Source organism: Mesorhizobium kamtschaticum, assembly GCF_056174585.1.
In genome coordinates this window covers 5,283,969-5,310,322 of record NZ_CM149691.1, presented here as the reverse complement: position 1 = coordinate 5,310,322, position 26,354 = coordinate 5,283,969, and the positions used below count along the sequence as shown (strand labels likewise).

The 26,354-nt window shown below is 63.2% G+C and carries 26 protein-coding genes, 1 tRNA gene and 1 pseudogene; 8 read left to right on the top strand and 20 right to left on the bottom strand.

What is annotated here, in order from left to right; translation table 11 throughout:
* Positions 1–178 precede the first annotated feature (178 nt).
* Positions 179–718 carry a MerR family transcriptional regulator gene (locus AC0V7N_RS26505; protein ID WP_027042329.1) on the top strand — a complete coding sequence of 180 codons (540 nt, stop codon included), beginning with the start codon at positions 179–181 and terminating at the stop codon, positions 716–718.
* Positions 719–824: 106 nt separating this feature from the next.
* Positions 825–1,127, top strand: coding sequence for a hypothetical protein (locus tag AC0V7N_RS26500; protein ID WP_475451188.1), 303 nt, complete (start codon positions 825–827; stop codon positions 1,125–1,127).
* Positions 1,128–1,198: 71 nt separating this feature from the next.
* Here the strand turns inward: AC0V7N_RS26500 and AC0V7N_RS26495 are convergent, their stop codons facing one another.
* From AC0V7N_RS26495 to AC0V7N_RS26485, 3 genes are all read right to left on the bottom strand, one after another.
* The gene (locus AC0V7N_RS26495; RefSeq protein WP_475451187.1) at positions 1,199–2,176 is read right to left on the bottom strand and encodes an ATP-grasp fold amidoligase family protein; all 978 of its coding nucleotides are present in this window, start codon (positions 2,174–2,176) and stop codon (positions 1,199–1,201) included.
* Between the two features lie 283 nt (positions 2,177–2,459).
* Positions 2,460–2,654, bottom strand: a complete 195-nt coding sequence (locus tag AC0V7N_RS26490; RefSeq protein ID WP_475451186.1) for a hypothetical protein — start codon at positions 2,652–2,654, stop codon at positions 2,460–2,462.
* A gap of 195 nt (positions 2,655–2,849) precedes the next feature.
* Positions 2,850–3,464 carry a hypothetical protein gene (locus AC0V7N_RS26485; RefSeq protein ID WP_475451185.1) on the bottom strand — a complete coding sequence of 205 codons (615 nt, stop codon included), beginning with the start codon at positions 3,462–3,464 and terminating at the stop codon, positions 2,850–2,852.
* Between the two features lie 277 nt (positions 3,465–3,741).
* Between AC0V7N_RS26485 and AC0V7N_RS26480 the strand changes: the two genes are divergently transcribed.
* Together AC0V7N_RS26480 and AC0V7N_RS26475 are read left to right on the top strand one after the other, a co-directional pair.
* Positions 3,742–4,026 (top strand): helix-turn-helix domain-containing protein, encoded by a 285-nt coding sequence (locus tag AC0V7N_RS26480; protein WP_475451184.1) that lies wholly within the window; start codon positions 3,742–3,744, stop codon positions 4,024–4,026.
* Positions 4,027–4,209: 183 nt separating this feature from the next.
* Positions 4,210–4,671 carry a YbaK/EbsC family protein gene (locus AC0V7N_RS26475; protein WP_496627373.1) on the top strand — a complete coding sequence of 154 codons (462 nt, stop codon included), beginning with the start codon at positions 4,210–4,212 and terminating at the stop codon, positions 4,669–4,671.
* Between the two features lie 105 nt (positions 4,672–4,776).
* Here AC0V7N_RS26475 and AC0V7N_RS26470 read toward each other — a convergent pair.
* The 5 genes and pseudogenes from AC0V7N_RS26470 to AC0V7N_RS26450 all read right to left on the bottom strand — a co-directional run bounded on the left by AC0V7N_RS26470 (position 4,777) and on the right by AC0V7N_RS26450 (position 9,492).
* Positions 4,777–4,853: transfer RNA gene (locus tag AC0V7N_RS26470), tRNA-Pro, on the bottom strand.
* 54 nt (positions 4,854–4,907) lie between these two features.
* Entirely contained in the window at positions 4,908–6,167 is a 1,260-nt protein-coding gene (locus tag AC0V7N_RS26465; RefSeq protein ID WP_475451182.1) for an O-antigen ligase family protein, read from the bottom strand.
* Positions 6,164–7,699 carry an undecaprenyl-phosphate glucose phosphotransferase gene (locus tag AC0V7N_RS26460; protein WP_475451181.1) on the bottom strand — a complete coding sequence of 512 codons (1,536 nt, stop codon included), beginning with the start codon at positions 7,697–7,699 and terminating at the stop codon, positions 6,164–6,166. Before AC0V7N_RS26460 ends, AC0V7N_RS26465 begins: the two co-directional genes overlap by 4 nt.
* An 89-nt stretch (positions 7,700–7,788) precedes the next feature.
* Positions 7,789–8,919: a glycosyltransferase family 4 protein gene (locus tag AC0V7N_RS26455; protein ID WP_475451180.1), complete on the bottom strand. Its 1,131-nt coding sequence runs from the start codon at positions 8,917–8,919 to the stop codon at positions 7,789–7,791.
* 10 nt (positions 8,920–8,929) lie between these two features.
* Positions 8,930–9,492, bottom strand: a pseudogene (locus AC0V7N_RS26450) (polysaccharide biosynthesis/export family protein).
* A gap of 254 nt (positions 9,493–9,746) precedes the next feature.
* Between AC0V7N_RS26450 and AC0V7N_RS26445 the strand changes: the two are divergent.
* Positions 9,747–12,056, top strand: coding sequence for a GumC family protein (locus AC0V7N_RS26445; protein ID WP_475451179.1), 2,310 nt, complete (start codon positions 9,747–9,749; stop codon positions 12,054–12,056).
* Between the two features lie 29 nt (positions 12,057–12,085).
* On the opposite strand, the gene AC0V7N_RS26440 is transcribed toward AC0V7N_RS26445, so the two are convergent.
* The 6 genes from AC0V7N_RS26440 to AC0V7N_RS26415 all read right to left on the bottom strand — a co-directional run bounded on the left by AC0V7N_RS26440 (position 12,086) and on the right by AC0V7N_RS26415 (position 18,031).
* Complete coding sequence (locus AC0V7N_RS26440) at positions 12,086–12,922, bottom strand: GNAT family N-acetyltransferase (RefSeq protein WP_475451178.1); 837 nt, start codon at positions 12,920–12,922, stop codon at positions 12,086–12,088.
* A 5-nt stretch (positions 12,923–12,927) separates the two neighbouring features.
* Positions 12,928–13,674 carry an aspartate/glutamate racemase family protein gene (locus tag AC0V7N_RS26435; RefSeq protein ID WP_475460501.1) on the bottom strand — a complete coding sequence of 249 codons (747 nt, stop codon included), beginning with the start codon at positions 13,672–13,674 and terminating at the stop codon, positions 12,928–12,930.
* 2 nt (positions 13,675–13,676) lie between these two features.
* Positions 13,677–14,495: an ABC transporter permease gene (locus tag AC0V7N_RS26430; RefSeq protein WP_027042344.1), complete on the bottom strand. Its 819-nt coding sequence runs from the start codon at positions 14,493–14,495 to the stop codon at positions 13,677–13,679.
* A 1-nt stretch (position 14,496) separates the two neighbouring features.
* A complete protein-coding gene (locus AC0V7N_RS26425) occupies positions 14,497–15,408 on the bottom strand; it encodes an ABC transporter permease (RefSeq protein WP_475451176.1) in 912 nt (303 codons plus the stop codon).
* A gap of 210 nt (positions 15,409–15,618) precedes the next feature.
* Positions 15,619–16,908 carry an ABC transporter substrate-binding protein gene (locus AC0V7N_RS26420; RefSeq protein ID WP_475451175.1) on the bottom strand — a complete coding sequence of 430 codons (1,290 nt, stop codon included), beginning with the start codon at positions 16,906–16,908 and terminating at the stop codon, positions 15,619–15,621.
* 34 nt (positions 16,909–16,942) lie between these two features.
* Entirely contained in the window at positions 16,943–18,031 is a 1,089-nt protein-coding gene (locus AC0V7N_RS26415; RefSeq protein WP_475451174.1) for an ABC transporter ATP-binding protein, read from the bottom strand.
* Between the two features lie 263 nt (positions 18,032–18,294).
* On the opposite strand from AC0V7N_RS26415, the gene AC0V7N_RS26410 reads away from it, so the two are divergent.
* Positions 18,295–19,008 (top strand): GntR family transcriptional regulator, encoded by a 714-nt coding sequence (locus AC0V7N_RS26410; RefSeq protein ID WP_475451173.1) that lies wholly within the window; start codon positions 18,295–18,297, stop codon positions 19,006–19,008.
* 3 nt (positions 19,009–19,011) lie between these two features.
* Here AC0V7N_RS26410 and AC0V7N_RS26405 read toward each other — a convergent pair whose 3' ends face one another.
* Positions 19,012–20,241 (bottom strand): GNAT family N-acetyltransferase, encoded by a 1,230-nt coding sequence (locus AC0V7N_RS26405; protein ID WP_475451172.1) that lies wholly within the window; start codon positions 20,239–20,241, stop codon positions 19,012–19,014.
* 92 nt (positions 20,242–20,333) lie between these two features.
* Here AC0V7N_RS26405 and AC0V7N_RS26400 point away from each other — a divergent pair, with 92 nt between their 5' ends.
* Positions 20,334–21,392 carry a polysaccharide deacetylase family protein gene (locus AC0V7N_RS26400; RefSeq protein ID WP_475451171.1) on the top strand — a complete coding sequence of 353 codons (1,059 nt, stop codon included), beginning with the start codon at positions 20,334–20,336 and terminating at the stop codon, positions 21,390–21,392.
* A 21-nt stretch (positions 21,393–21,413) separates the two neighbouring features.
* On the opposite strand, the gene AC0V7N_RS26395 is transcribed toward AC0V7N_RS26400, so the two are convergent.
* A complete protein-coding gene (locus AC0V7N_RS26395) occupies positions 21,414–21,629 on the bottom strand; it encodes a DUF2842 domain-containing protein (RefSeq protein WP_475451170.1) in 216 nt (71 codons plus the stop codon).
* A 152-nt stretch (positions 21,630–21,781) separates the two neighbouring features.
* Here AC0V7N_RS26395 and AC0V7N_RS26390 point away from each other — a divergent pair, with 152 nt between their 5' ends.
* On the top strand, positions 21,782–22,954 hold the full coding sequence (locus AC0V7N_RS26390) for a COX15/CtaA family protein (RefSeq protein WP_496627372.1): 1,173 nt from the start codon (positions 21,782–21,784) through the stop codon (positions 22,952–22,954).
* A 33-nt stretch (positions 22,955–22,987) separates the two neighbouring features.
* On the opposite strand, the gene AC0V7N_RS26385 is transcribed toward AC0V7N_RS26390, so the two are convergent.
* The 4 genes from AC0V7N_RS26385 to speB form a co-directional block, all read right to left on the bottom strand.
* Positions 22,988–23,311: a hypothetical protein gene (locus tag AC0V7N_RS26385; protein ID WP_258584315.1), complete on the bottom strand. Its 324-nt coding sequence runs from the start codon at positions 23,309–23,311 to the stop codon at positions 22,988–22,990.
* Positions 23,312–23,389: 78 nt separating this feature from the next.
* Positions 23,390–24,232, bottom strand: a complete 843-nt coding sequence (locus tag AC0V7N_RS26380) for an aminoglycoside phosphotransferase family protein (protein ID WP_475451169.1) — start codon at positions 24,230–24,232, stop codon at positions 23,390–23,392.
* Entirely contained in the window at positions 24,229–25,155 is a 927-nt protein-coding gene (argC, locus tag AC0V7N_RS26375) for an N-acetyl-gamma-glutamyl-phosphate reductase (RefSeq protein ID WP_475451168.1), read from the bottom strand. The genes AC0V7N_RS26380 and argC overlap by 4 nt, the downstream gene beginning before the upstream one ends.
* Before the next feature lie 30 nt (positions 25,156–25,185).
* Positions 25,186–26,193: an agmatinase gene (gene speB / locus AC0V7N_RS26370; protein WP_027042355.1), complete on the bottom strand. Its 1,008-nt coding sequence runs from the start codon at positions 26,191–26,193 to the stop codon at positions 25,186–25,188.
* Between the last annotated feature and the right edge of the window lie 161 nt (positions 26,194–26,354).

The following is a 26,354-nucleotide window of genomic DNA, read 5'->3' as shown; positions in this document are numbered from 1 at the left end:
ACGCCGGGCTTGAATATTGCTTCACAAACCGCTGAAATAAGGCCCGATTCGGCAGCATGGCCGGATTGGTGTTCGGCGTATGATCCATTCGGCACAAACGGAATGACTATCTCCTTCGTTGAGCCTGATCTCGTCTGAAGACCGTTCCGGATCACGCTCCAGCGTGAGGATTTCGCCCATGGACAAGAGCCCTGACGCCTTCCGCACCATCAGCGAGGTCGCTGAAGATCTCGACCTGCCGCAGCATGTGCTGCGCTTCTGGGAAACGCGCTTCAACCAGATCAAGCCGATGAAGCGCGGCGGCGGCCGTCGCTACTACCGGCCGCAGGATGTCGAGCTGATCAAGGGCATCCGCCACATGCTCTACGACCAGGGCTACACCATCAAGGGCGTGCAGAAGCTGCTGCGCGAAAACGGCAATCATTTCCTCGTCGCCATCGGCAATGGCGACATGGCCGCCGTTGAGGCGATTTCGCAGCGAAAGCAGGCCGATCAGGTGCCGCTGACGCCGGCGGCTCAGCCGCGCGGCGGCGATGATGAGTTGGTTGGCCAGCCAAGGGTCAAGCCCAGCCGCCGCTTTTTCGGCCTGGGCAAGAGCGACGAGGAAGGTCCGGTTCAGCCGGACGCGTCGAAACTCTCGCGCGACAATCGCGCGCTGCTGCAGGAGGCGCTGTTCGACCTCTTGGAATGCAAGCGCCTGCTTGACCAGGTGCGCTGACCGCCGCGCGAAGCGCTTTGGAGCCGCGAGACCGGAACCCGACTTGGGGTGAGGCGTTACGTTTCCTTCTGCAAGACTTTCCTGCGGCAAGACAAGGAAACGTATGATGGCAACATTTTCGACCCTTTCGGACATCGACCTCGAAAAGCAGGTCGCGGCCCTCTCGAGGGAACTCGCGGCGTTGCGCAAGGCCGTGTCGAAGCGGGGTGGCGCTTACTATGAAGACGGCCGCGATGCCGCTCTCGACACATATTCCGATCTTGCCGGACGTCTGCGGGACGCGATGCCGGCGATCCGCAAGCAGGGCAGGGTGATGGAGAAATCGGCCCGTGATCACCCGGCGGCGGCGGCCGCCATCGGCCTTGTGGTGCTCGGCCTGGTCGCCAGCCTGCTGTTCAGCCGGCGCTGACGGCGACGTCGGTACAAGGGATAGGAAAGAAAATGGCGGCTCGCCGTTCGGGCGCGGTCGCCATTTTCAGTTTATGCGGGTTGCGATCCGCTCCGGCATCTGGCGCGGAGCGCATCGGCATAGAGGCGCACAGCCCCTTTATGGGAGCGGCGCAGGAAGGCGGATTGGTCGAGCCTCCAGAGCCGCTCGATTTCACCGGTGAACGCTGGATTGGTGGTGGTGCCATAGCCGGCGCCGGGATAGACGACGATCTCGCCGGCGTAGAGACGATGGTCGGTGACCAGGAAGTCGATGCGGATGTAGTCGAGGTTGCCGGCGATGGTTGGCGCGATCGATATCGCCTGACGGACATAGTCGAGAAGCCGTGTATTGACGGGCACCGCCTGATCCTCGCGGGGATAGTCCGGATCGCGCCCCGGCAATGGATTGGCGTCCCGGTCCAAAAGCAGCGAGCGCCCGGCTTCCTTATCCTCGACCCAGGCATGCGTTACCACGCCGCCGCAGACATGCACTTTGATGTCGGTTGCGATCCTTGCGCCGGAGAGCGCCAGCCGCTCTTCCACGAAGACGGTGGGAGCGACAGGCCAATAGGCCCATTCGCCATTGCGGCGACCGTAGCGTTTTCTCAGCCAGTGCCTCGTCTTGGCGACGATGAGGCCGTGATTGGGGGCGCCATTGGCAACGAATATGTTCATCGCGCAGCCGTGGTTTGTCTTGACGATGACCTTGCCGGCAAGCAGGTCGCGAGGAATGTCGGCAGGGTCGCGCCCTGACCAGAGCGTCTTTGGCACGGCGATCCCGGGACAGGCGTCGCGGATATGGGCCTTGGCCGCGAGCTTGTCGGTCAGCGTCACGAACAGCGGGTTGCGATCGAGGATCTTTCGCCAGAGCAGAAGCTCATGGTAGCGCACCGGCACGGCCGGATTGGGCAGATAGCCCAGTTTCACGAAAAATCGCATCACAAGGGCAGGATGGCGAAGCGTGAGCCACAATCGTGCGACCGACAGGACAATGCGGTCTGTCCGGGAGATATCGGCCTTGGCCGTCATCGGGGATACCTGGCCCTGTTCGCAAAAGCTTGGGTCCGGTGCAGCGTACCGGTCGGCAACATCTCCTTGAGTATCGCGATTTGGCCCTGCGTGAAAGATTTCGCCTGCCCTCGCGGTATCGGGTCGTCGCGGTACCGGGATTGGCGCCGAAAATCCTGGGCCAGCAGTCGTCAGGCGAAATTCAACAGGCCCGGTCCATGTCGGGCTTGGCATTGCATGACCATGAGAAGACCAGCCCTGAACAAGAAGCCAGGGCCGGTCTTCTCGTTGGCAGTCGGTATGCTTAGGCCTTCTTCATCGTCTTCATGTGGTGGTGATGATGATGGTGGTGCCAGTGATGGTGGCGATGATGATGGTGGTGGCGATGATGATGATGCTTCGCCATCGGGGCCGCATCCGCGCTCGTCACGCCGATAGCCGGCACCGTGAAAGCAACTGCAGCTGCAAGCCCGAGGGCCGAGAGGAGGGACTTTTTCATGGATCGTTTCCTTCTTTCGCAGGCAGATGTAGATCGGATCGATAGCCCGACTGCCGCGCACTGGATTACGCTCCCGATTTTTTTCGTCAGTATTTCCCGATTGTAGAATTTTGTTTCTGGACTGTTTCTAAGGCAGCCGGCTTCCCGTCACATCTTTGCGAGGGCCGAAAAGCCGGCTCTTGCCGCCTGTTTTGGCTACATCGGCGGAACCACGCCATTGTTTCCCACCACGACGCGGCTGGAACTCAGCGTCCCGTCAGCCTCGTGCTGGGCGGTAACGAAGACCGTAGCGCCTGGCTTGAGATCGGTCGGCGTGGCCGGGGCGAAGGTCACGACAGGCGTGCTGTCGGATATCGAAATCTTCTTGGTCTGGCCGTTGTCGTAGGTCAGGGTCACTGTTCGCCCATCTATGTCGGTGACGTCGGCCACGGTGCCGTTGGTCATGCGGCTGTTCGGCTGCAGGTCCCACGGACGATCGCCCTCGCCGGTGCCCTTCATGGCCGCGGGAAAGACCACTACTTCCACCGCGCCACTGCCGCCATCCGCCTTCGAGACGGAAGCGATGCCAAGGAAATCGCCCTGCTTGATGTCCTTTTCGGAGGCGCTGGCAACGCCGGAGATCTTCCAGCCGGTGTTGAGTTTGATCGCGGAGGTATCGCCCTGGCGGGTTTTAACGGTGAGCAGCGATGGCTCGAAACTGACCACCGTGCCGCGCACGCGCAGCGCGTCCGCCGCCTGGGCGCCGCCCACGGCGGCAACGGAAAGGCTGGAGACCGTGCCGAGCACGACCATGAATGTCTTGAAGTTCATTGCAGAGATCCTTCTGGGAACGGGCTGGCTGGAACCGGATGGTTTTCACCCCAGCGCATCAGAACAACGAACAGGTGGGCTGAAACCTCCGGGCAAAAAGGTGCCGGGTGTTCAAAAGAACTTGATGGCATGCGTGAGACCGCCTCGCGGGCCCCCGGTTCACGATAGCGTGACGGCCTTTGGCTCTTGGCAAATCGCTGGCGAGCGGGCATGTTCCTGCTCGTCTCAGGCAACACTCCTTTTTTGATCAAAACGCTTTCAGCCACCGGAGTTGCCAATGCCCAACAATGCAAAAAGCCATGCCCTCTCCGAACCGTTAGCCAGTGAGATCGGGCACGATTACAGCAGCCTCAGAGCAATGCGGGAAACCCGCGGATACAGCGTGGAAGAGCTTTCTTTGACCTGCGGCCTCTCGGTCGGCGAGATTGAGGATATCGAGAACGGCCGGGCGGCCGATCCGTCGAAGCTGCGTCGTATTGCGTCCGCGCTTCGCATGCCTCAGGACACTCTCATGGCGCCCGCCGCGCCGACGCCGGCCGCACAAGGCCGACCCCTGGCATAGACCAGCACCAGGCATGCAAGAGAACCCGCCAAGGCCCGCTTGGCGGGTTTCTTGTTGATGCCATGGCGTTCCCAAGCAGGTCGGGCTTGCCGATTTACAGATCGCGCGTGTTTATACCTGCGGCATCCAAATCTGCGCCAATCGCGTCGCCGTGCATCGGCTTTGAATCGTGGGTTTTCTGATATGAGCCTGGACTCTGTTCGTGCCTTCTTCGCCGCTCATGCGCCCGATATCGAGGTCATCGTCACGCAAGCAAGTTCGGCGACGGTCACGCTGGCGGCGGAAGCGCATGGCGTCCTGCCGGCGCAGATCGCCAAGACCATCTGCCTGCGCGTCGGCGACCGCACCATGCTGGTTGTGACCAGCGGCATCGCCAGGCTGGACAACCGCAAGTTCAAGGACCAGTTCGGCGGCAAGCCGCGCATGCTGGACGCGGACGAAGTTGTCGCCGCCACCAGCCATCCGGTCGGCGGCGTCTGCCCCTTCGGCCTGCCGTCGCCGCTGCCGGTCTATTGCGACGTGTCGCTGCGCGAATTCAACGAGGTGGTGCCTGCTGCTGGAGCCACCAATGCGGCGGTACGGATTGCACCGCAGAGGATAGCTGAGCTTACCGGTGCTGAGTGGGTGGATGTGTGCCAGGGTTAGAGGCTGGGTGCGATCCAGAGCTGAAACCAGCACGACAAGGGAAGGGGCGATTCGAAGATCGGCCGATCTCGCTCGGGGACTTCGGGGGCAAGTCCTGCTTCAAAATGGTCGGAGTGGCCGGATTCGAACCGACGACCCCTTGACCCCCAGTCAAGTGCGCTACCGGGCTGCGCTACACTCCGGACCGGTCGCGATGTATCGTGATAACCTCGCCCGGGTCAACCGAAATTCGGCGTTTATCGCGCTATCGCCGACACGCCTGGAAATGCCGGCCCCAACAGCCGCTGATGGCGGTATTCCAGCGCGATCGCGCCCCAGATCAGGCCGAGCAGCAGATACATGTGGCGCCAGTGGTCGATGTCGATGAAGGTGCCGAGCCCGATATTGCCGATGAAGGCGACATAGGCGCACAGGAGATAGGGCTGCCATGGCCGGTCGCGCAGCAGGATTCGAAAACCGGCTGTGATGGTCCAGACGACAAGGGTCAGGAACGACACGAAGCCGAGCCAGCCATAATCCATCAGCATTTTCAGCCAGATGTCGTGCGTGTCCTCGCCGAACATCTTGCCGAAGACCAGCGGCCCGATGCCGAACGGACGCTCCATCGCCATCTGGAAGCCTATACCGTAGCGGGCGAAGCGGCCGAGGCGGGCGGTGTCGTAGCTCTGTTCGAGATGAGCGCGGTTGGAGAACATCTCCGACACGCCGGGCAACTGCAGGATGACGATGATGGCGATCGCCAGCAGCGACAGTGCGGCGATGGTCATGATCACCACGCGCAGCCGGAACTTGCCGCTGGCGCTCTGCAGGAACAGGCAGCCGGTGAGCAGCACGGCAGAGACGGCGAACATGCCCCAGGCGCCGCGCGAGAAGGAGAAGAAGATGCCCAATGTGATGATCAGTAGCGGCACCGCCAGCAGTGGCATGCGCGAGACCGAACCGGTCAGGATCAGATAGAGCAGATAGATGCCGGGCAGCACCAGGAACGGTCCGAAGACGTTCGGATCCTGGAAGGCGCCGGCGGCGCGGTCGTATTTGGTGAACATTTCGGCGCCGGGGAAGGCATGGAAATAGCCCGCTATGCCGAGCAGCGAGGTCGCCACCGCCGAGACGACATAGGCATTGAAGATCAGCCGGTAGAGGCCTGGCTGCGTGGCTGTCACGGAGGCGAAGAAAACCGCGCTGAAGGCGAGAAACAGCGACACGGAGAGATAGAGCGGCGTGAAGGCAAGGTCCGCCATCTGCGTCATCGAGATCATGCCGCCGATGTTCATCCCCACCAGCAGCACCAGCAAAGGCATGGCCGCACGCGAAATCCGCAGGCCGAACAGCGCCCAGATGACGATCAGCCCGGCCATGTAGATTTCGTAAGGCGCCGGCTCGCTGATGACGAAGCCGGACAGAAGGATGCCGACCACCACCGCAGCGGAAGAAATCAGCACGATCAGCTTGGCGTTGACCGCGCCCAGTGGCAGCTCATGGGAAATCGCGCTCAATAGGCGTTTTCCGTGTTGAGCAGCCGGACCGGCGTCAGGAACAGGATTCTGAGATCGAACAGCAGCGACCAGTTCTCGATGTAGTAGAGGTCGTATTCGGTCCGCATGCGGATCTTCTCGTTGGTGTCCATCTCGCCGCGCCAGCCATTGATCTGCGCCCAGCCGGTGACGCCGGGCTTGACCTTGTGGCGGGCGAAATAGCCGTCGACCACTTCGTTGTAGAGCAGGTTGTGCGACTGCGCGGCAATCGCATGCGGGCGCGGGCCGATCAGCGACAGCGATCCCAACAGCGAATTGACGAATTGCGGCAGTTCGTCGATCGAGGTCTTGCGGATGAAGCGGCCGACGCGGGTGACGCGCGGATCGTTCTTGGTCACCGTCTGCTTGGCGGTCGGATCCGACCGGTCGGTGTACATCGAGCGGAACTTGTAGACCTCGATGATCTCGTTGTTGAAGCCATGCCGCTTCTGCTTGAACAGCACCGGTCCCTTGCTGTCGAGCTTGATGGCGATCGCGGTCGCCAGCATCACCGGAGAGAAGACGATGATGCCGATCAGCGAGAAGATGATGTCGAAGGCGCGCTTGGCGACCGAATCCCAGTCGTTGATCGGCTTGTCGAAGATGTCGAGCATCGGCACCGAGCCGATGAAGGAATAGGCGCGCGGGCGGAACTGCAGCGCGTTGGAATGCGCCGAAAGCCGGATATCGACCGGCAGCACCCACAGCTTCTTCAACAGCTGCAGCACGCGCGTTTCGGCGGTCAGCGGCAGCGACACGATCAGCATGTCGATGCGGGCGATGCGGGCGAACTCGATCAGTTCCGAAATGGTGCCGAGCTTGGGATAGCCGGCGACGATCGGCGGCGAGCGCTTGTCTGAGCGGTCATCGAAGATGCCGCAGATGCGGATGTCATTGTAAGGCTGCTTTTCGACCGAGCGGATCAGGACTTCCGCCGCCTTGCCGCCGCCGACGATGACGGCGCGCCGCTCCATGCGGCCATCGCGTGCCCAGCGCCGGATCAGTCTCGACATCACCAGCCTGAGGCCGAAGAGGAGGACGAAGCCGGCGACGAACCAGGTGCCGAACAGAAGCCGCGAATAGTCTTCCGACATCTTCATGGCGAAGGCCGTCAACGCCATCAGCGCGAAGGTGCCGGCCCAGACGAGCAGGATACGGCCAAGATTGGCGATCGGCCGCATCAGGGAAACGACCTGGTAGCAGTCGGTGACATCGAGCAGCACCACGGCGAGGAACGACGCGGCGGCAATCGTCACCGGATATTGCCAGGCGAGATAGTTGAAGAAACCGACGAAGTAGAAATAGACGCAGAGCCCCGAAACGAACAGGATCCCGAACTCGACCATGCGCAGGACGCCGCTGACCATGATCGGCGACATCGTATCGCGCCGGTATTGCGACGCGACCTGCCGGGCAACGTCGTTCATGCCGCCGGGCACATCGCCCTCGGTCGGGCCGTCGAATTTACGCACCGCTTCAGGTGAAAAGCGGCGCGCTGGGTCGATCTCGTTCATGGGGCTTTCCGCAAGCTTCCCCTCGGTCAATAGCAAAAGAGAGCTAAGAAACCCTTGAAACAACGCATGGCTTTGGAAAGGCCTGGGCGTTACCTGTCGAGCGCGGCGAAATAGGCCTTCTCGATTTCGGCGGCCATGACGTCGGCGCCGAAGCGCGCCCTGAGGCTGCCGCCATCGGGCATGAGTTTGCTGTAGGCTGAGAGATCGGTCAGCGCCTCGCTCATCTTGCCGGCGAGTTCGACGGGATCGGGGCGGACAAGGGCAGGGGAACCGGAACCGAAAATCTCGGGTATGCCGCCGACAGCGGTGGCGATCATGGGTCTTGCCGCGGCCAGTGTCTCCAGCACGATATAGGGCATGGCTTCCGCGCGGGATGGAACGACCACCAGCGCCGCCAGCGCGAAGGCCTCCCTGGCCGGCATTGGCGGCAGGAAGCGGACATGGCCTTGCAGCCCCAGGCGCTCTACCTGCGCGTGGTAGCGCGGCAGGTCGTCGCCGTCGCCGACCATCACCGCGCTCAGCGCCCGGCCGAGTCGGGGAGCAGCGGCCGCCAGGGCATCGATGAAGATGTCGGGTCCCTTCAGGTCCCGCATCATACCGATATAGAGCAGATCCGCCGCATCGGCTGCGATGATCACCGGCTCGAATTCGGCGGCGCGCAGTCCGTTGTAGACCAGAATGTTCGGGATCGGCGGCTCGCCCACCTTCCTGCGATAGGTCCGCCGCTCGTAATCCGAGACGAACAGCAGGCAATCGGTAAAGCGCGCCATGGAGCGCTCCAGTGCGAAGAACAGCTTCCCCGTGGCTGTTGTTTCGTCATAGTGGAGAGAGCCGCCATGCGGCGAATAAAGGCGGGCTACGCGAGACCTTGATACCCGCAACAATGAGCCGAACAGACGGGCATAGGCGCCACCTTTGGCGCCGTGCCCGTGCAACACGTCCGGCCGCAATTCCTTGATGATCCTGTAGGTGCGCCGGGCCGAGGCGAGATCGCCCGGGCCGACATGGCGCTGCATTGGCGTGCGGTGGATGCCGAGCGCCAGCATGTCCTTCATCTGCTCGAACAGGCGCTCCTCGAATTCGCCGCCGGTGGTCGAATCGCAGACGATCCCCACCACATGACCGGCAGCGACCTGCGCTTCCGTCAGGTCGCGCACATGCCGGAAAATTCCTCCGACGGGTGAACGAAAGCAGTGGACGATCCTGAGCTTGTCCGCCACGTGGTGTCTGTCAGAACAGGCGTTCGCGGACGTAGACGGTATCTCCGGGCAGCAGCGGATCGGATGTGACCACGCGGCCGGTCATCACCTTGCCATTGATGTCGCGGGTGATATCGACGCTTTCCTGGTTGGCGCGCGGCGAGAAGCCACCGGCAATGGCGATGGCCTTCTGCACGGTCAGGCCGGGCACATAGGAATACTGGCCGGCGGCACCCACTTCGCCCATGACGAAGATCGGCCGGTAGCGATCGATCTCGACCGAGACGTCGGGGTCGCGCAGATAGCCTTGCCGCAACTTGTCGGCGATTTCCTTTCCATCTGCTGCGCGGTGTGGCCACGCGCCGGTATGGCGCCGACAAGCGGGAAGGAGAGGTAGCCGGACTGGTCGACGCTGTAGGTGTTGGTCAGTCCGTCCTGCTCGAACACGGTGACGCGGATGCGGTCGCCGGCGCCAAGACGATAGGGCTGGTCAAGGACCTCGTGGAAGGCCGCCGGCGTCGGCCGGTAGCTGGAGCAGCCGGCGAGCATCGACACGGCAAGCAGAGCGCGAAAGAGGGAGGCAGTGCTTTTCATGATCGGATACGTACCTTCGACTGGCCGCTGCGGCGTCGCAGCAAACATCTGGGATCGGGTCCGTTATCATCCTGTTAGGGTTAATGGCCGGTAAAGGAGCCGGTCGAGACGGCTCGCGCAGCAGGGGTTTTGGTGTTTTTATCGTTTTCTTGCTGCTCGCCAGTAATCCCTAACGGAGTATTACCGCGATCTTAACGGCTGAGTTACCATAGTTGTTTACGGTGCATCCTGACCCAGTTTCGGAGTAGGGATGCATGTCCGTTCAGTCCGCGGCCGCAGATGTCGACGTTGACCTCAGGCAGCTCTTCGCCAGCCTGGCGAGGAACTGGCTGCGCATATTGCTCTTCGTCCTGGTGGTGACGGGCCTGGCGTTTGCCTTCGCATCATTCGCGACAAAGCACTACAAGGCCCAGACGCAGATCGAAATCGCCCCACGCGAATCCGTCTACACCCGTCCGGCCGGCAGCAACAATGACGGCGACAAGCCGATCCTCGACGAGCAAGGGGTCGCCACCCAGGTCCAGATCATTTCGTCCAACGAAATCCTTAAGCAGGTGGCGCAGAAACTCGGCCTGTCGCGACTGCCTGAGTTCGACGAAACGATCAACATGTCGTCGCTGAGCCGCGTGCTGATCCTGCTTGGGCTGAAGAACGACCCGATGGATGTTCCGGCCGACGAACGCGTGTTGAAGAAGATGCGCGAGAAGCTCAACGTCTTCGGCGTTGAAAAGACCCGCATCATTGCCATCGAGTTCTCCTCCGAGGATCCCAAGCTCGCAGCCGCCATCCCCGATGCCATTGCCGCTGCCTATATTGCCGGGCAGGGCGCGGCCAAAAGCGAATCGAACACCGCCGCCGCGGACTTCCTGGCGCCCGAGATCGCCGACCTGTCGAAGCAGGTCAGGGATGCCGAGGCCAAGGTCGCGGCCTACCGCGGCCAGTCCGACCTGCTGATGGGCGGCAACAATGCGGTTCTTGCCACGCAGCAACTGGCCGAGCTGTCGACCGAATTGTCGCGGGTGCGGGCCAATCGCGCCGCGGCCGAAGGCACCGCCGACAGCGTGCGCAAGGCGCTGCAGAATGGCGGCTCGCTCGACTCACTACCGGAAGTGCTGTCGTCCGACCTGATCCAGCGTTTGCGGGAGCGGCAGGCCGAGTTGCGCGCCAACATCGCCGATCTGTCGACGACGATGCTCGACAATCATCCGCGCGTTCGCGCCGCGAAATCACAGCTGGCCGATCTCGACGCGCAGATTCGCAACGAGGCCCAGAAGATCATGAAGGGCCTGCTGATGCAGGCCGATGCCGCCAAGGCGCGTGAAAGCCAGCTCATCTCCGACGTCAATCAATTGAAGGCAGCATCGGCACAGGCCGGCAACGAGCAGGTCGGTCTCGACGCGCTGCAGCGCGATGCCGCCGCCAAGCGCCAACAGCTCGAACTCTATCTGACCAATTACCGCGAGGCAGCTTCGCGTCAGGACCGCAATTACGTGCCGGTCGACGCCCGTGTCTCCTCACCGGCTTCGGTGCCCTCCGAGCCGTATTTCCCCAAGGTCGGGCCGATCGTTGGCGCGGCTGCGGCGGCTTCGCTTCTGCTGGCCGCGGTATACACGCTGCTCAAGGAACTCTTCTCGGGCCGCGCCATGCGCCCGGCCACCGGCGCCCGTTTCGCGCCGATCGACGAGGTGGCGATGCCGGCAACTGCCCGCCAGGAGCCAACTGCCCACCAGGAGCCGGCCGCTCCTCTGGAGCCATATGCACGCCTTGAGCCGGCTGTCGCCAGCGAATTCGCCAATCGTGCCGCCGAGACGCCTTGGCCTGAAGCGGTCACGGAACCGGTCATAGAATCGGAGATGCTGGCGCAGCCTGTTGCCGCGGCCGAAGCTGTGGCCAAGGCTGAGCCTGTCGCGGAAGCCGAATCGGTCGCCGAGCCGGAGCCTGTCGTGGAGGTTCAGCGGCCACGTTCGGTGCTCGGCGAGATCGACATCGAGAAGGCCGCGGAAAAGCTGATCGCCAGCGGCGCCGCGCGCGCCATATTCGTTTCGCCCGAAGGCGACGAGGCGGCCGCATCGGCGATCCTGGTGGCGCGCGAAGTGTCCGACGCCGGCCTGCGCGTGCTGCTGCTCGACCTCACCGCCTCGGGTGCCGCCTCGCGGCCGATGCTAGACAGCGGGCTCTTCCCCGGCATCACCGATCTGCTCGCTTCGCAGGCGCAGTTCAGCGACGTGATCCATGCCGATCTCTATTCCGACTGCCACGTCATTCCCGTCGGCACCGCCGATCCGGTCCGCGCCATGCGCGCCGCCGACCGGCTGCCGATCATCATGCAGTCGCTCACCACCGCCTATGATCTGGTGGTGGTAGAATGCGGGCCGGCCGATGCGCAAGGCATCAGCCGCCTGGGCGGCGAGGCCACCGAGGTGTTCCTGTCGATGCTCGAGCCGGATGACGAGGTGACGCAGGCGGCCGTGAAGCTGATCGAGAGCGGCTATCCCGACCTGACGCTGGTGACCCCGCTTGGCCACGAACCACCGGGCACGCCGGGCCGGCGCTCCGCGGCCTGAAAGAACTGCTGTTCGGCGGCACGCTTGGTCTAACCCAGCTCCAGCGTCGTCACGCCGAATACCCTGTTGGCATCGAGCTTCGGCGGCAGGCCTTGGTACATGCGGGTGGTGCTGAAGGTCGGTGAGAAGCCTGTTGTCTCGAGCGCCGCGATAAAATCCACCTGGGTGGCTGGAACGTCGATGTTCAGGTCACCACCTTCGCACGCGCTCGCCAGCGCCCCGAGCAATTCGAGTGCTGTCTGCGCGTCGTCGGCGAAGAGCGGGCCGATCTTGAAGCCGCTGCGGCAGGATCGCGCCACCGCATAGCCGGCCGTTCCCCGTGATGTGATCGCTGCCAGGGCACGGTGAGGCGGCCGCAGCCATTGCTGCAGGAAAGAATGCCGGGGTGCGGGAAAGCAAAGCGCGTCATATCCGATGATGTCGGGCACCGGTTGTGCGGTCACCATGCGGGGCCGCTCGGTACGGACGGGCAGGGCCGCAGGGCGCCCGCTGTAACGGATGGTCTCGTAGACCGGCCTGAACCCCTTGCTCCGGTAGTTGGCCTGCTGCTCTTCGACGCCATCCAGGCCGACGGTGCGGCCGGTCAGCCTGTTCATGCCCGCGGTCCACACCGCCTTGCCATAGCCCTTGCCGCGCATGTCTGGGCGGCAGATGTAGAGACCGATGAAACCAAAATCGTGCCCATAGGCCACCGCCGAGATCGCGGCGACCATGTCGTTGCCAACAAAGGCACCGATGAAACCCTCCGGATCCGCCGCCTGGAACATCGCGGCGTCGTCAAGGCCGGGGTTCCAGCCCTCGTCAGCCGCCCAGTCGATGAGGTCGGCCAATTCCCCCAGCGACAGCGCGCGGATGATCGGTTGCATGGTGCTCACTCCGCCGCGACTGCTCCGGGCGCGAACGATTTCAGCATACCACGATAGGGCTTGGCCAGCGGGCTGGCATAGGCACCGCGCTTCGATGTCGACAGGCCGAGCGCAATCAGCGCTTCGGCCTGCTTGATCGCGGCGCCGACGCCGTCGATGACAGGCAGTCCGAAATCCGCCTGCAACTGGTGAGCAAGGTCCGCCATGCCGGCGCAGCCAAGCACGATGGCCTCGGCACGATCCTCCTCGACGGCGCGGGCGATCTCGTCGCGCAGCTTGCCGATCGCGCCTGATGCCGGATCCTCGAGTGCCAGCACCGGAATGTCGGCGGCCCGCACACGCGCCCGTCCCGACATGCCGTAGCGTTGCACCAGCCCTTCCACAGGCACGCGCGAGCGTTCGGTGGTGGTGACGACGGTGAAGCGCTGGGCGATGAAGGAGGCCATGCTGAGTGCGGCCTCGCAGATGCCGATGACGGGAATGGCGGCCATGGCCCGCGCGGCGTCGAGGCCGGTGTCGTCGAAACAGGCGATGATCGCCGCCTGTGCTCCACGGCGTTCGCCGGCGGCGATCTCCATCAGCAGGCCGGGCACCGCCAGCGCCTCGTCATAATAGCCCTCAATCGAGGCTGGTCCCGTCGACGAGGTGACGGCGACGATTTCGGTCCGGACGCCGGCGACGCCGCGCGCGGCCGCGGCGATCGTCTCGGTCATGCTCGCCGTCGTGTTTGGGTTCACCACAAGGATCTGCACGATCACGCTCTCGCCCGGCGGCGGCCGACATAGAGGATGGCGCCCAGTGTTGCCAGGATCACCAGGAAGGAAAACACGGTGGTCACCGTGCCCAGCGCGTAGAGCACCGGCGTCGTGACATTGGTGGTCATGCCATAGATCTCGAGCGGCAGCGTGTTGAAGGTCCCCGACGTCATCAGCGTGCGGGCGAACTCGTCATAGGACAGCGTGAAGCCGAACAGGCCGACGCCGATCAGGCTCGGCGCGATCATCGGCAACACGACATGGGCGAAGGTCTGCCAGGACGAGGCGCCAAGATCGCGCGCGGCTTCCTCATAGGCCGGCGAGAAGCGGTTGAAGACGGCGAACATGATCAGCACGCCGAACGGCAAGGTCCAGGTCAGATGCGCGCCGAAGGCCGACGTATACCAGGCTGGCCGCAAGCCGACCTGCTGGAAAACGACGCCGATGCCGAGCGAGATGATGATGGAGGGCACGACGAGACTGGCGACCGCCAGATAGAACAGCGCGGTGGCGCCGCGAAATTTTTGCCGGAAGGCAAGGCCGGCGAGCAGCGACACCACGACGGTGACGACCATCACCATCAGGCCCAGCACCAGCGAGCGCTTGAAGCTGCCGCCGAAATCGCCGACCGCCTGACGCTCGAACAGATTGGCGAACCAGTGCAGCGACACGCCGTTGAGCGGGAAGGTGAGGCCGCCGGTCTCGCCCTGGAAAGAGAGGATCAGGATCGCCGACAGCGGGCCGTAAAGGAACAGCACGAACAGCGCGAAGAAGGCGGCGAGCACGTAGAATTCGAGGGTGCGTTTTTCGTGGCTCACGTCAAAGCTCCCTGCGGATATCGACGATGCGCAGGATGCCGGCGACCATTAAGAGCACCAGCACCAAAAGCACCACGGCGTTGGCGGCGGCGGCCGGATATTGCAGCAGCGACATCTGGTTCTTCATCATCAGCGCAACGGATGCGCTCTGGCCGCCCGACATCACCTGCACGGTGGAGAAGTCGGCCATCACCAGCGTGACGACGAAGATGGTGCCGATCGCCATGCCGGGCTTGGCCAGCGGAATGATGACGTTCCACAGCACCTGCCAGCCGGAGGCGCCGGCATCGCGCGCGGCCTCGACCAGCGAGCGGTCGATGCGCATCAGCGTGTTGAAGATCGGCGTCACCATGAACAGCGTGTAGAGATGCACCATGGCCAGCACGACCGCGAATTCGGAATAGAGCAGCCATTCGATGGGTTTTGGCACCAGCCCCATATGTACCAGCGTCGAGTTGATCAGCCCGTTGCGGCCGAGCACCGGGATCCACGAGATCATGCGGATGATGTTGGAGGTCAGGAACGGCACGGTGCAGACCAGGAACAGCACCATCTGCATGGCCGTGGTGCGGATGTGGAAGGCGAGGAAATAGGCGACCCAGAAGCCGATGAACAAGGTCAGCGCCCAGACGATGGCGGCGAATTTGATGGTGTTGAGATAGGTCTTCCAGGTGACCCAGGAGCCCAGCACATCGGAATAGTTGGTGGTCAGGAAATCCGGATACATGGCGGCGAAGTCGTAATCCCAGAAGGACACGACGACGATCATGATGATGGGCAAAAGCAGGAACGCGCCGAGGATCAGCGCCAGCGGAGCCGACTGGAGGTAGGGTGTGACGGCGCCGATGGAGAAGCGGCGGCGTCGGACTGGTTTCGCGGCGGCGATGGCGGGGCGTTCGAGCGCGACTGTCATCTAGGCTCTCGGTGCAAGTTTGCGGAGCGGCCTTTCCTTCTCCCCTTGTGGGAGAAGGTGGCCTCACGAAGTGAGGTCGGATGAGGGGTGTTCCAGGGAAAGCCAACGTCTCACTCCGCTGGAACACCCCTCATCCGTCTCGGCGCTACGCGCCGATCCACCTTCTCCCACAAGGGGAGAAGGGGAAGGGAAGGCGCGGCGCTTGTTCCCTTACGCCGCGATGAACTCGTTCCAGCGCTTCACCATGTAGCGGTCCTCGTCCATCACCGAGTTCCAGCAGGCGACCTTGCCCATGCGCTCCTCGAAGGAGCCGCCATCGCGCACGGCGCCGGCTTTTTCCATGACCGTGCCGTCCGGCGCCTTGATCTCGCCCTTGGCCGGCTTGCCCTCGATCCAGTAGCCCCATTCGTCCTCGGTCATGAACTTCTTGGCCGAGACCATGTTGGCCGAGTAGTAGCCCTGGCGGTTGAGATAGCCGCCGACCCAGCCCGACGTGTACCAGTTGATGTATTCATAGGCCGCGTCGAGTTCGGCGCCCTTGAGGTGGGCGGCGAGGCCAAGGCCGCCGCCCCATGAGCGATAACCTTCCTTGAGTGGCTGGAAGCGGCAGGCAATGCCCTTGGAGCGCACGGCGGCGACGGCCGGCGACCACATGGATTGGATGACGACTTCGCCCGACGCCATCAAATTGACACTCTCGTCGAAGGACTTCCAGAAGGCGCGGAACTGGCCGGCCTGCTTGGCCTTGATCAGGAAGTCGATCGTCTTGTCGATCTCGTCCTTGGTCATGTTGCCCTTGTCGGCATATTTGATGTTGCCGGTGGCTTCCATGATCATGGCGGCATCCATGATGCCGATGGACGGGATGTTGAGGATGGCGGTCTTGCCCTTGAAGGCCGGGTCCATGATATCGGCCCAGGTTGTGATGTCGCGGCCGACGAGGTCGGGGCGGATGCCCAGCGTATCGGCGTTGTAGATGGTCGGCACCATGGTGAACCAGTTGGTCGGCGCCTTGGCGAAGGTCTTGGAGTCCTGCGCCTCGACGAAGCCGACGGTGTGCGGCGCGGTGCCCTGGGCGATAACACTGTCGGGGGTGAGTTTGCCGGTTTTGAACAGCGGCACCAGCTCGTCATAATATTTCAGCTTGCTGACATCCATCGGCTGCAGCACGCCGGTGGGGAACACCTTCTTGCAGATCCAGTATTCGATATCGGCGATGTCGTAGCTGTCGGGCTGGGTCACGGCGCGCTGCGCGGCGGCGTCGGAATCGGTCGCCGTCATCTCCAGCGTGATGCCGAGGTCGGCCTTGCACTTGTCGGCGATGGCGTTGAGGTTCGACACGCCGGTGCCGAACTGGCGCAGCGTGATGTTGGACTGCGCCCAGATGGTCGGGAAGCCGGTGATAACGCCCGAGCCGGCGGCAAGGCCGACGGCCGCCGCACCCGTCTTGAGCAGCGAGCGGCGCGAAATGCCAGTCTTGGTTTGTATGGTGTCTGTCATGTCTATTCCCCTGTCTTGTTTTGCTTGGTTGGAGTCATGAATTGAGGCGGCCGAGGACGATCGCGTCTTGCGGATCCCAGGCGAGCGGTACGGCGTCGCCGATGGCGACGGGTCTGGCGAAGAAGTCGGAATCGTCGACGATGACCGTGAAATCGTCGATGCCGGCGCCGGTTACCGACAGCTTCACCGTGGCGCCGCGATATTCGATGTTGGAGACGATGCCGGTGAAGCCGTGCCCGGGCGCGGGCGCGTCGCCGATGCGGACATGGTCGGTGCGGATGGCGATGTCGATCGGCGCGCCTGGCTCTTGGCGGTTGCCGCTGGCGGCGAGCGAGCCGCCGCCATTGACGTCGAAGACGACCATGCCGTCGCGCGCGCCGGTGACCCGGCCGGAGATGACATTGTGATCGCCCATGAAGCGCGCGACGAAGGCGGTGGCCGGCCGCTCGAACACATCGCGCGGCGGTGCCGCCTGTTCGATGCGGCCGTCATTCATCACCACGATCAGGTCCGCCAAGGCCATGGCCTCCTCCTGGCTGTGGGTGACATGGACGAAGGTGATGCCGAGCGAGGTCTGCAATTTCTTCAGCTCGGCGCGCATGCGGATCTTCAGGAACGGGTCGAGCGCCGACAGCGGCTCGTCGAGCAGCAGCGCTTCTGGCTCGGTGATCAGCGCGCGGGCGAGCGCGACGCGCTGCTGCTGGCCGCCGGAAAGCTGCGTGGGCCGGCGCGTCGCATAGGCCTCCATCTGCATCAGCTTCAGCATGTCGAGCGCCTTGCCGCGGCGCTTTTCCTTGTCGACGCCCTTCATCTTCAGGCTGAAGGCGACATTGTCGATAAGGTCGAGATGCGGGAACAGCGCATAGGACTGGAACATCATCGCCGTGCCGCGTTTGGCCGGCGGCAGGTCGGTGACGACGGTGTTGCCGAGCCGGACATCGCCGGACGAAATGCTTTCGTGGCCGGCAATCATCCGCAGCGTCGAAGTCTTGCCGCAGCCGGAGGGACCGAGCAGGCAGCAATAGGTGCCCGCCGGTATCTTCAGGCTGATGTCCTCGACGGCGGTCGTGGTTCCATAGACTTTCGAAACGGACACGATGTCGATCTCGGCGGCTTTGGACATTCAGGCTTCCCCGTTTGGTCGCATTAACCAAAGCATCATGCGTGCCAATCTCGGGATGAACCGCCAACCATTTGAATTGTCTGAAGAATCAGAATTTCCGGCTACTGCCTATCCGGTGGGCTGCCTTGTGCATTGCACAAATTATGGGCGATTGTGCGCGATTTGCACAAGAATCGTATGCAATCTTTTTTGGCTTCGTGTCCACTTTGCCTCTCGTGCGGGGAGGACGAGTCGCGCTAGAAGGGGGCAGGAACGCCATCGCCATGAATATCGCCGATCAGATCTATTCCGCCACCGACAGCGCCAATCAGGATCGCGCTCAGGCGATCCGCGACAATCTGCGCGACGCCATTGTCGACCGCCGGCTGGCGCCAGGCACCAAGCTGTCGGAAGGCGAGGTCGGCACGCTGTTCGACGTGTCGCGCACTGTCGCCCGCGCGGCCTTGCAGATGCTGTCCTTCGAAGGCCTGGTGCGCACCGAGCGCAACCGCGGCGCCTTCGTCGCCAACCCGTCGCCCGAGGAGGCGCGCCAGGTCTTCGCCTCGCGCCGCTTGATCGAACCCGGCATCGCCATTGCCGCCTGCGGGCGCGTCACATCAACCGACATCGTCGCCTTCAAGGCGCAACTCGACGAGGAGGGCCGCTTCATCGCCGAGCGCGGTCCGACCGCGCGGCGTTCAGAAATCAAGGCGTCCGGCGATTTTCATCTGCTGCTGGCGTCCGTCGCCGGCAATGCCATCCTGCAACGCTTCATGGAGGAACTGGTCGCTCGCTCCTCGCTTGTCATTGCGCTTTACGGACGGTCCGGCGTGTCAGCCTGCGGGCACAGCGAGCACACCGAAATTGTCGGCGCGCTGGAAAACAGCGATTGCGAGCGGGCAAGCCGCTTGATGCTGCACCACATCGATCACATCGAGGCCGATCTCGATCTGCGCGTCAGGGCCGGCCCGGCGCTCCGCGAGGCTCTCAAATTCTGACGGCTAGTTTTCGTCGTCCGTGGGAGCGGGTGCAGCCTGTCCGGCTGCCTTGCGGCGCAGCATCTTGGTCAGCTTCCAGATCGTCGGGCTGTTCTTGACGAAGGCCTTCAGCCGCGCGCCTTGGCGAAACGTCCGCGCCAGGGCGCGGCCCTTCAGCGTCAGCGGCACCAGCACCTCGAAATGCCGGGTTTCGATATCGCACCACTGCCGTTTGTAGGGCTCGTCGCCGACGGAGAAATCATAGACCGCAAAGCCGGTCTCGCAGGCTTCCTGGATGTTGTCGAAGAACAGAAAATCGCCGGGACTGCTGTGCGAGAGATCGTCCTCGGCAATTGCTCCGAACTCACAGATCAGGCGCTTGCCGGAACGGCTCGACCCGGTGACGGCGCGCAGCTTGCCGGCGACCTCCAGCCCGTGCAGCACGAAAGAGGGCGTCTCCTCGGCCAGGGCTTGCGTGAACAGCCCCCGGAAGAAGGCGCGCGTCTGGTCGTCGCCGAAGACGTTGGCTATGCCCATCTTGCGAAAGCGCTGCTCCTTCATCTCGAAGAAAGCGTCGAGCAGCCTGTCCACCTCGTCCGAGCTGCGTGCCTCGATGCGCCGGTGGCTGCCGACGGCCTCGAATTTCCGCGTCTGCGAACGATGCTTCTTGCGTTTGCGCTTGCCGCTGGCGCGCAGCAGCAGCGCATCGAAGCCACCGGCAAGGTCGACGGCCAGCGAAAGATTGGGGCTGGCGAAATGATCGAGCGATGCGAGCGGATTGGCGATGCCGTCGAAGTCGGGCAGCAACCGTTCCAGGGCGATGAGATCGATGTCGGGGCGAGCCTTGGCGATGGCGGCAAACATCGAGCGGACGGCCGTGATGTCAGCCCTGGCCAGCCATTGCGGGTCCACTGCGGCGAAATTGCCGTTGGCGTGGCGGCCGCCCATGAAACGGGCGACCCGGAACGGCCCCTGGCTTACGACCTCCAGCGCCAAGGCGAAGACCGGCTTGCCTTCGAAAGAGAGCGTTGCGACGAGCAAATCGGGTTTGAGTTGCGCGGCCCAGTTCAGGATCCATGTCGCGCCCTGCGCCGGCGCGCAGAGCGCCGAGCGGCAGAACCCCGCATAGGCCGTGAGCCCTTCGGCTGCAGCAACGGAAACCGACAGCTGCGCTGCATCCTTCGGCAGGGCGCGCGGCGAAGTCTCGGTGGCCGCGAGCCGATTGCCGTCAAATGACGCCATTGCGTCAACCATACCTCAATCCTTAAGGCGTATTCATCCCGATTTGGGGGAGCGCTCAGGCGTGTTCCGTGCTTGGATCAAGCCTAGGCGCAAAAGGTGAATGAATGATCGACGGTGGGGAGGCAATCCGGAAGCTGGCGCTCAATTTCGCGCGCTATACCGGCCTCGCACCGCTGGCCAGGCCGTTTGTCGGCGGCATCGGCGCCATCCTGATGCTGCACCGCGTAACGGCGACACCGGAAAAGCCAGACAGCGTCAACCGGCACCTCAACATCGCCCCCAGTTTCCTCGACGCGGTGATCGCCGATATGAAGGCCGACGGCTATGCCTTCGTCTCGATGGACGAAGCCGTCGAGCGCATCAAGGCCGACGGCAAGGGCGGCCGCTTCGCCACCATCACCGCCGATGATGCCTATCGAGACAACATGACAGAGGCCCTGCCGGTGCTGGAAAAGCACGGCGCGCCGATCACCATCTATGTCGCGCCGGGGCTGATCGACGGCACCGCCGATCTGTGGTGGGATGTGGCCGAGGACATCGTCAACGCCTGCGACCGCCTGACGCTCGCGACCTCGAATGGTCCAACGGTGATCGATTGCGCGACCCCCGCCAGGAAAACCCAGGCCATAGCCCGGCTGCACGCCTATCTCGCCAACGAGGTTCGCGAGGAAGATTTGCGCACCGTGCTGCGCGATCTCGCCGCTTCAAATGGCGTCGACGCGGATGCGCCGCGCCTGCGGACACTGATGAACTGGGATGAGATTCGCAGTGTTGCCGCGCATCCACTGGTGACGATCGGCGCCCATACGATCAACCACAGCAATCTGAAGCGGCTTTCCGAGGCCGATGCGCGCCACGAGATATCAGCTGTAAAGGACATGTTGCGGGCCGAACTCGGCATCGAGCCGCACCATTTCGCCTATCCTTATGGCTATGCAAGCGCCGTCGGCTGCCGCGAAGTCGGCTTTGTCCGTGACGCCGGCTATAACTCCGCCGTGACCACCCGCCATGGCGTGCTGCGCGCCGAACATGCCGGATTCCTGCAGGCCTTGCCGCGCATTTCGATCAATGGCCGCTACCAGAACCTTGCCCATATCCGCACCATGCTGTCAGGTGTGACGACACCGCTCGCCAATGCCGGCAAGATGCTCGTCACCATCTGATTGCGACGGGCCAGCCCGGCGTCAGCGCTTCGCCCGTGGCTCCAGCATCAGCCACTTGATGATGCCCATTGCCGGCAGCACCCAGAGCAGGCCGCTGAACAGGAAGAACAGGAATTGCACCAAGGCGCCTGACTCCGATAGCTGCGCGACCGCGAAGACCGATGCGACCAGCGCATAGATGATGACCAGTGCCACCAGCAGGAACATTCCGATCAGCTTTTTCAGGCGAATGGGCATGGCTCGGCCTCGTTGATGGCTATCGCTTAGGCCGAACGCAGGACTATCGCAACCCGCGGCGGACGGCGCGACGGCGTGCCGCGCCGGATGGTCTTGCCAGCTCGGGTGTGATGGTTCACCAATCCGCGACCTCAACCTGCCGGGACAAGATCATGGCTGCCATATCAGCCGCCGCTGCGCCATACGTTGCCCGCGACCGCGACCTGCACAACCGCGCGCTCGTGCGTGGCTGGCTTTACGTCGTGCTTCTGGTGCTGTTTGCACTGGTGCTGGTCGGCGGCGCCACCCGGCTTACCGAGTCCGGCCTGTCGATCACCGAATGGCAGCCGATCCATGGCGTCATCCCGCCGCTCAACGACGCCGAGTGGCAAGAGGAATTTCAGCGCTACCAGCAGATCCCGCAATACACCGAGCTCAACAAGGGCATGAGCATCGAGGCTTTCAAGTCGATCTTCTGGTGGGAGTGGGCGCACCGTCTGCTGGCGCGCAGCGTCGGCCTGGTTTTCGCCTTGCCGCTGCTGGTCTTCTGGGTAACGCGCCGCATCGAGCGCGGCCTTGGGCCAAAGCTGGTCGGCATTCTGCTTCTCGGCGGCCTGCAAGGCGCCATCGGCTGGTGGATGGTGGCCTCCGGCCTGGTCGACCGGGTTTCCGTCAGCCAGTACCGGCTGGCGACGCATTTGACGCTGGCGGCGTTGATCTTCACCGCCACCATGGTCGTGGCCCGTGGGCTGGCGCCGCATTCCGAGCCCGCCGCCGATCGCTCGACGCAACGGCTGGCCGGCTTGATCTTGCTTCTGGCGCTGATCCAGATCTATCTCGGCGGTCTGGTCGCCGGGCTCGATGCCGGCTTGAGCTACAACACCTGGCCGCTGATGGACGGCAAGATCGTCCCCGGCGATCTGCTGATCCTCGAACCGGCATGGCGCAACTTCTTCGAAAGCCCGAAGACGGTGCAGTTCGTGCATCGGCTCGGCGCCTATACGGTCTTCGCCGTCGCGCTCTGGCACATGATCGCCACACGTCGGCGGCTGCCAGGTTCAACGCACGCCAACCGCGCGACGCTGTTGTTTTTGCTGGTGCTTGTTCAAGCCTCGATCGGCATTGGCACGCTGCTGATGCATGTGCCGCTGCACATGGCGCTGACCCATCAAGCATTTGCTTTGATCGTATTGGGCTTTGCCGCCGCGCACTGGCGCGGCACTAAGGGCGCCTATTCCTTGCCAACTCGGCCCCCCGTTGAACGCGTTTATGTCGTCCTCGGGTTCGTAGGGATGTCGTTCGTGATCACCGCTGTTGCTTACGTCGCCAAGTCGATCTGGTCCTGACCGCCGTCATCCGGCCGGTCTCAACTCAGATGGTCACATCCAGAATTCGTTGGATTGCGTGGTTTTCTCGCCGTCGAATTCCGCCTGGCGCACAGCGGCGGCGGATGGTGTCGACTGGCTCTGAGCGGCTTTCGCTGCCTTGTCGGCGTCGGCGGCTCTGAGCGCGTCAAGCTTGGCCTGGGCCACGGCGATATCCTGCCGCACCTGGGCGGCCTTGACCTCATCGGTGATTGCCTTGGCCTGGTCTTCCAGGTCCTGGATCTGCTTTTCGAGCGCGGCCTCCTGGGCTGCATTGCTCGAGGAACTGGACGAGGAATACTGGGTTGCGGAGGAAGAACCCGAGATCGCGCTGACCATGAGGAATCCTTGGGTGGGAGCCAGGACATCTCAGTAGTCCAACATGGTAAATAAGTGTTTACCAATGCCCTCGCTTGATCAAAAACCTGCCCGCACCGTCCAGATCGCCTCGGCGATCGACAATTCGCGGTTCTCCTCGACCGCATTGTCGTCCTCGTGGTGCCAGGCCGCGGACAGGCAGCCATAGGCGATGGCATGGTCCAGTATCGCTGCCGGTGATTGCCCCAGCGTGCTGGCAAAGACTTCGGCCATGTGCGCGATCCGCAGGGGATCGAGGCAAAGCGCATCGCGATCAAGCGGGTTGTAGAACATGTTGGCGGCATCGAAGCCGGGATCGCCGAGCACGCCCTTCGGATCGATCACCAGCCAGCCGCGCGCGCCGTGCAGGATGTTTTCGTGATGCAGATCGCCATGCAACGGCCTGACATCATGCGGATCGTCCAGCAACCGTTCGGCGGTTGCCGCGGCCTCGACATAGAGGCTGGCATGACCCGCATCGCGATCGGTCGCGGCTTTCTTGAACAGGCTGACGAACCGCTCCCTGAGTGGCTGAAGCTCGGGCGGGTAGGGGTGTTTTGATGGCGAAAACAGTTTCGCCATCACCTCCGCCGCGATCGCGGTCGCGGCATTGTCGCCCTGTTCATCGAGAACCCGCGTAAGCAGGGTGTCGCCCGCATATTCGAGCAGCATGCTGTGGCCGTCGCGGCCGAGCAGGCGCACCGCGCCTTCGCCGCGCCGCCAGGCGAGAAAATGTTCGCCACGCAGCTCGTCGGCGACATCGTCGAAAGGTTTGAGCGCCTTGACGACGGCCGGCGAGCCGTCTTCGCGTCGCACTTTCCAGATGCGGCTTGAAAAGGTTTCGGCAATGAGTTCGGGCGCGCTGATTTTCCAGCGCGCCGGGAAGGCTGGTGCGTCCGTCAAAGCCCGAGCATCAGGTCCATGTTCTGGACGGCGGCACCGGAGGCTCCCTTGCCGAGATTGTCGTAGACTGCCAGCAGCAGCGCCTGCGCGCGTTTGTCGTTGGCAAAGACATAGACCTTCATGCGGTTGGTGCCGTTGTAGATCTCGGGATCGATGTCCGGCATGCGCTCAAGATGCGCATAGGGCGCCACTTCGACCACGCCGGCCTTGATCGCGGCGAAATGGTCGGCAATGGCGGCATGAAGCTCCACACCCGTCGGCACATGGTCGAGGCCGCCGAGCTGCAGCGGCACCACGGTGATCATGCCTTGGGCGAAATTGCCGACCGCAGGCTGCATGATCGGGTCATGCGACAGTTTTGCATAGGCCCGCAGTTCCGGCACATGCTTGTGCTGCAGGGTGAGGCCATAGGGCAGGAACTCAGAGGCGTCCTCGCCCTTGGCGACATAATCCTCGATCATCGGGCGGCCGCCGCCCGAATAGCCCGAAATACCGTTGACGGTGATCGGGAAATCGGCCGGCAGCAGGCCAGCGGTGACCAGCGGCCTGAGCGTTGCGATCGGTCCTTGCGGCCAGCAGCCGGGATTGGCGATGCGCTTGGCCGAGGCGATCGTCTTCGCCTGATCCTTGTCCATTTCAGCGAAACCGTAAGCCCAGCCTTCGGCGACGCGATGCGCCGTCGACGCATCGATGACCTTGGTCGTGTCATTGGCGATCAGCGAGACGCTTTCCTTGGCCGCATCGTCCGGCAGGCACAGGATCGCGACATCGGCGGCATTGAGGAATTCGGCGCGCGCCGCCGTTTCCTTGCGGCGCTCGGCGGGAATGGAAATGATCTCCAGGTCGCCACGCTCGGCAAGCAGCGCCCGGATCTGGAGGCCGGTGGTGCCGTGCTCGCCGTCGATGAAGATTTTCGGTTTCATTGCCTGATCAAAATCCCTGATATCTCAAAACTATATGCCGTTGCCGTGATTCACCGCGGCACCATTGTGGTTGCCGTTGTTCATCTCTACCTGCCGTGCCTTTCGCTCCGCCAGCAGGCCGAGATACTGCATGGCCACCATCGAGCCGGCAATCGCCGTTATATCGGCGTGATCATAGGCCGGCGCAACCTCCACGACATCGGCGCCGACAATATCGACCTGGTTGAGCTGGCGCAGCGTCGACAGGATCTTCGCCGAAGACGGTCCGCCGGCCACCGGCGTGCCGGTTCCCGGCGCATAGGCCGGGTCGAGGCAGTCGATGTCGAAGGTGAGGTACGTCTTCTTGCCGCCGGTGCGATCGACGATGGCGTAGGCGATATCGGACGCACGCATCTCCTCGATTTCGTGGCCGTAGAGGATCTTGATGCCGAACGTGTCGGGCGCGTGCGTCCGGATGCCGATCTGGATCGACCGGTCGGGATCGATGATGCCTTCCTTGACCGCGCGGCCGACGAAGGATCCGTGGTCGATGCGCTTGCCGTCATCCTCCCACGTGTCCTGATGCGCGTCGAACTGCACCAGAGCGAGCGGTCCGTGGATGGCGGCATGCGCCTTGAGCAGCGGCCAGGTGACGAAATGGTCGCCGCCAAGCGTCAAAAGGAAAGCGCCTGATTTCAGGATCTTGGCAGCTTCGCGCTCGATCGTGCCGGGCGTCTTCTGGTGGTTGCCGGAATCCAGCAGGCAATCGCCATAGTCGACCACGGCGAGATGCTCGAACAGGTCGCGCGAGAACGGGTATTGCGGATCATTGTCGAGGATCGCCGAGGCGCGGCGTATAGCCTGCGGCCCGAAACGGGCGCCGGGCCGGTTGGTGACGGCGGCGTCGAAAGGAATGCCCCACACCACCGCATCGGCGCCCTTCACGTCCTTGGTGTATTTGCGCCGCATGAATGACAGCGCGCCGGAATAGGTCGGCTCAAGGGCGCCGCCCGTTTTGGAGCGAGCGGTGAAGGCATGGTCGATGTTCTTGGTCGCCATTACTGGTCCTCGTTTTCATCGGGGTGCAACAACTACAGAACCGGCACGGAAGATGCCAGTCACAGCTTGGCGAGACGAAATCGCGCCGCCCGGGTGCCACGGCAAGACAGGATTTGTATCATCATGACGCAGACCGCGTTTCTTAATCCGTCCGATGCCAT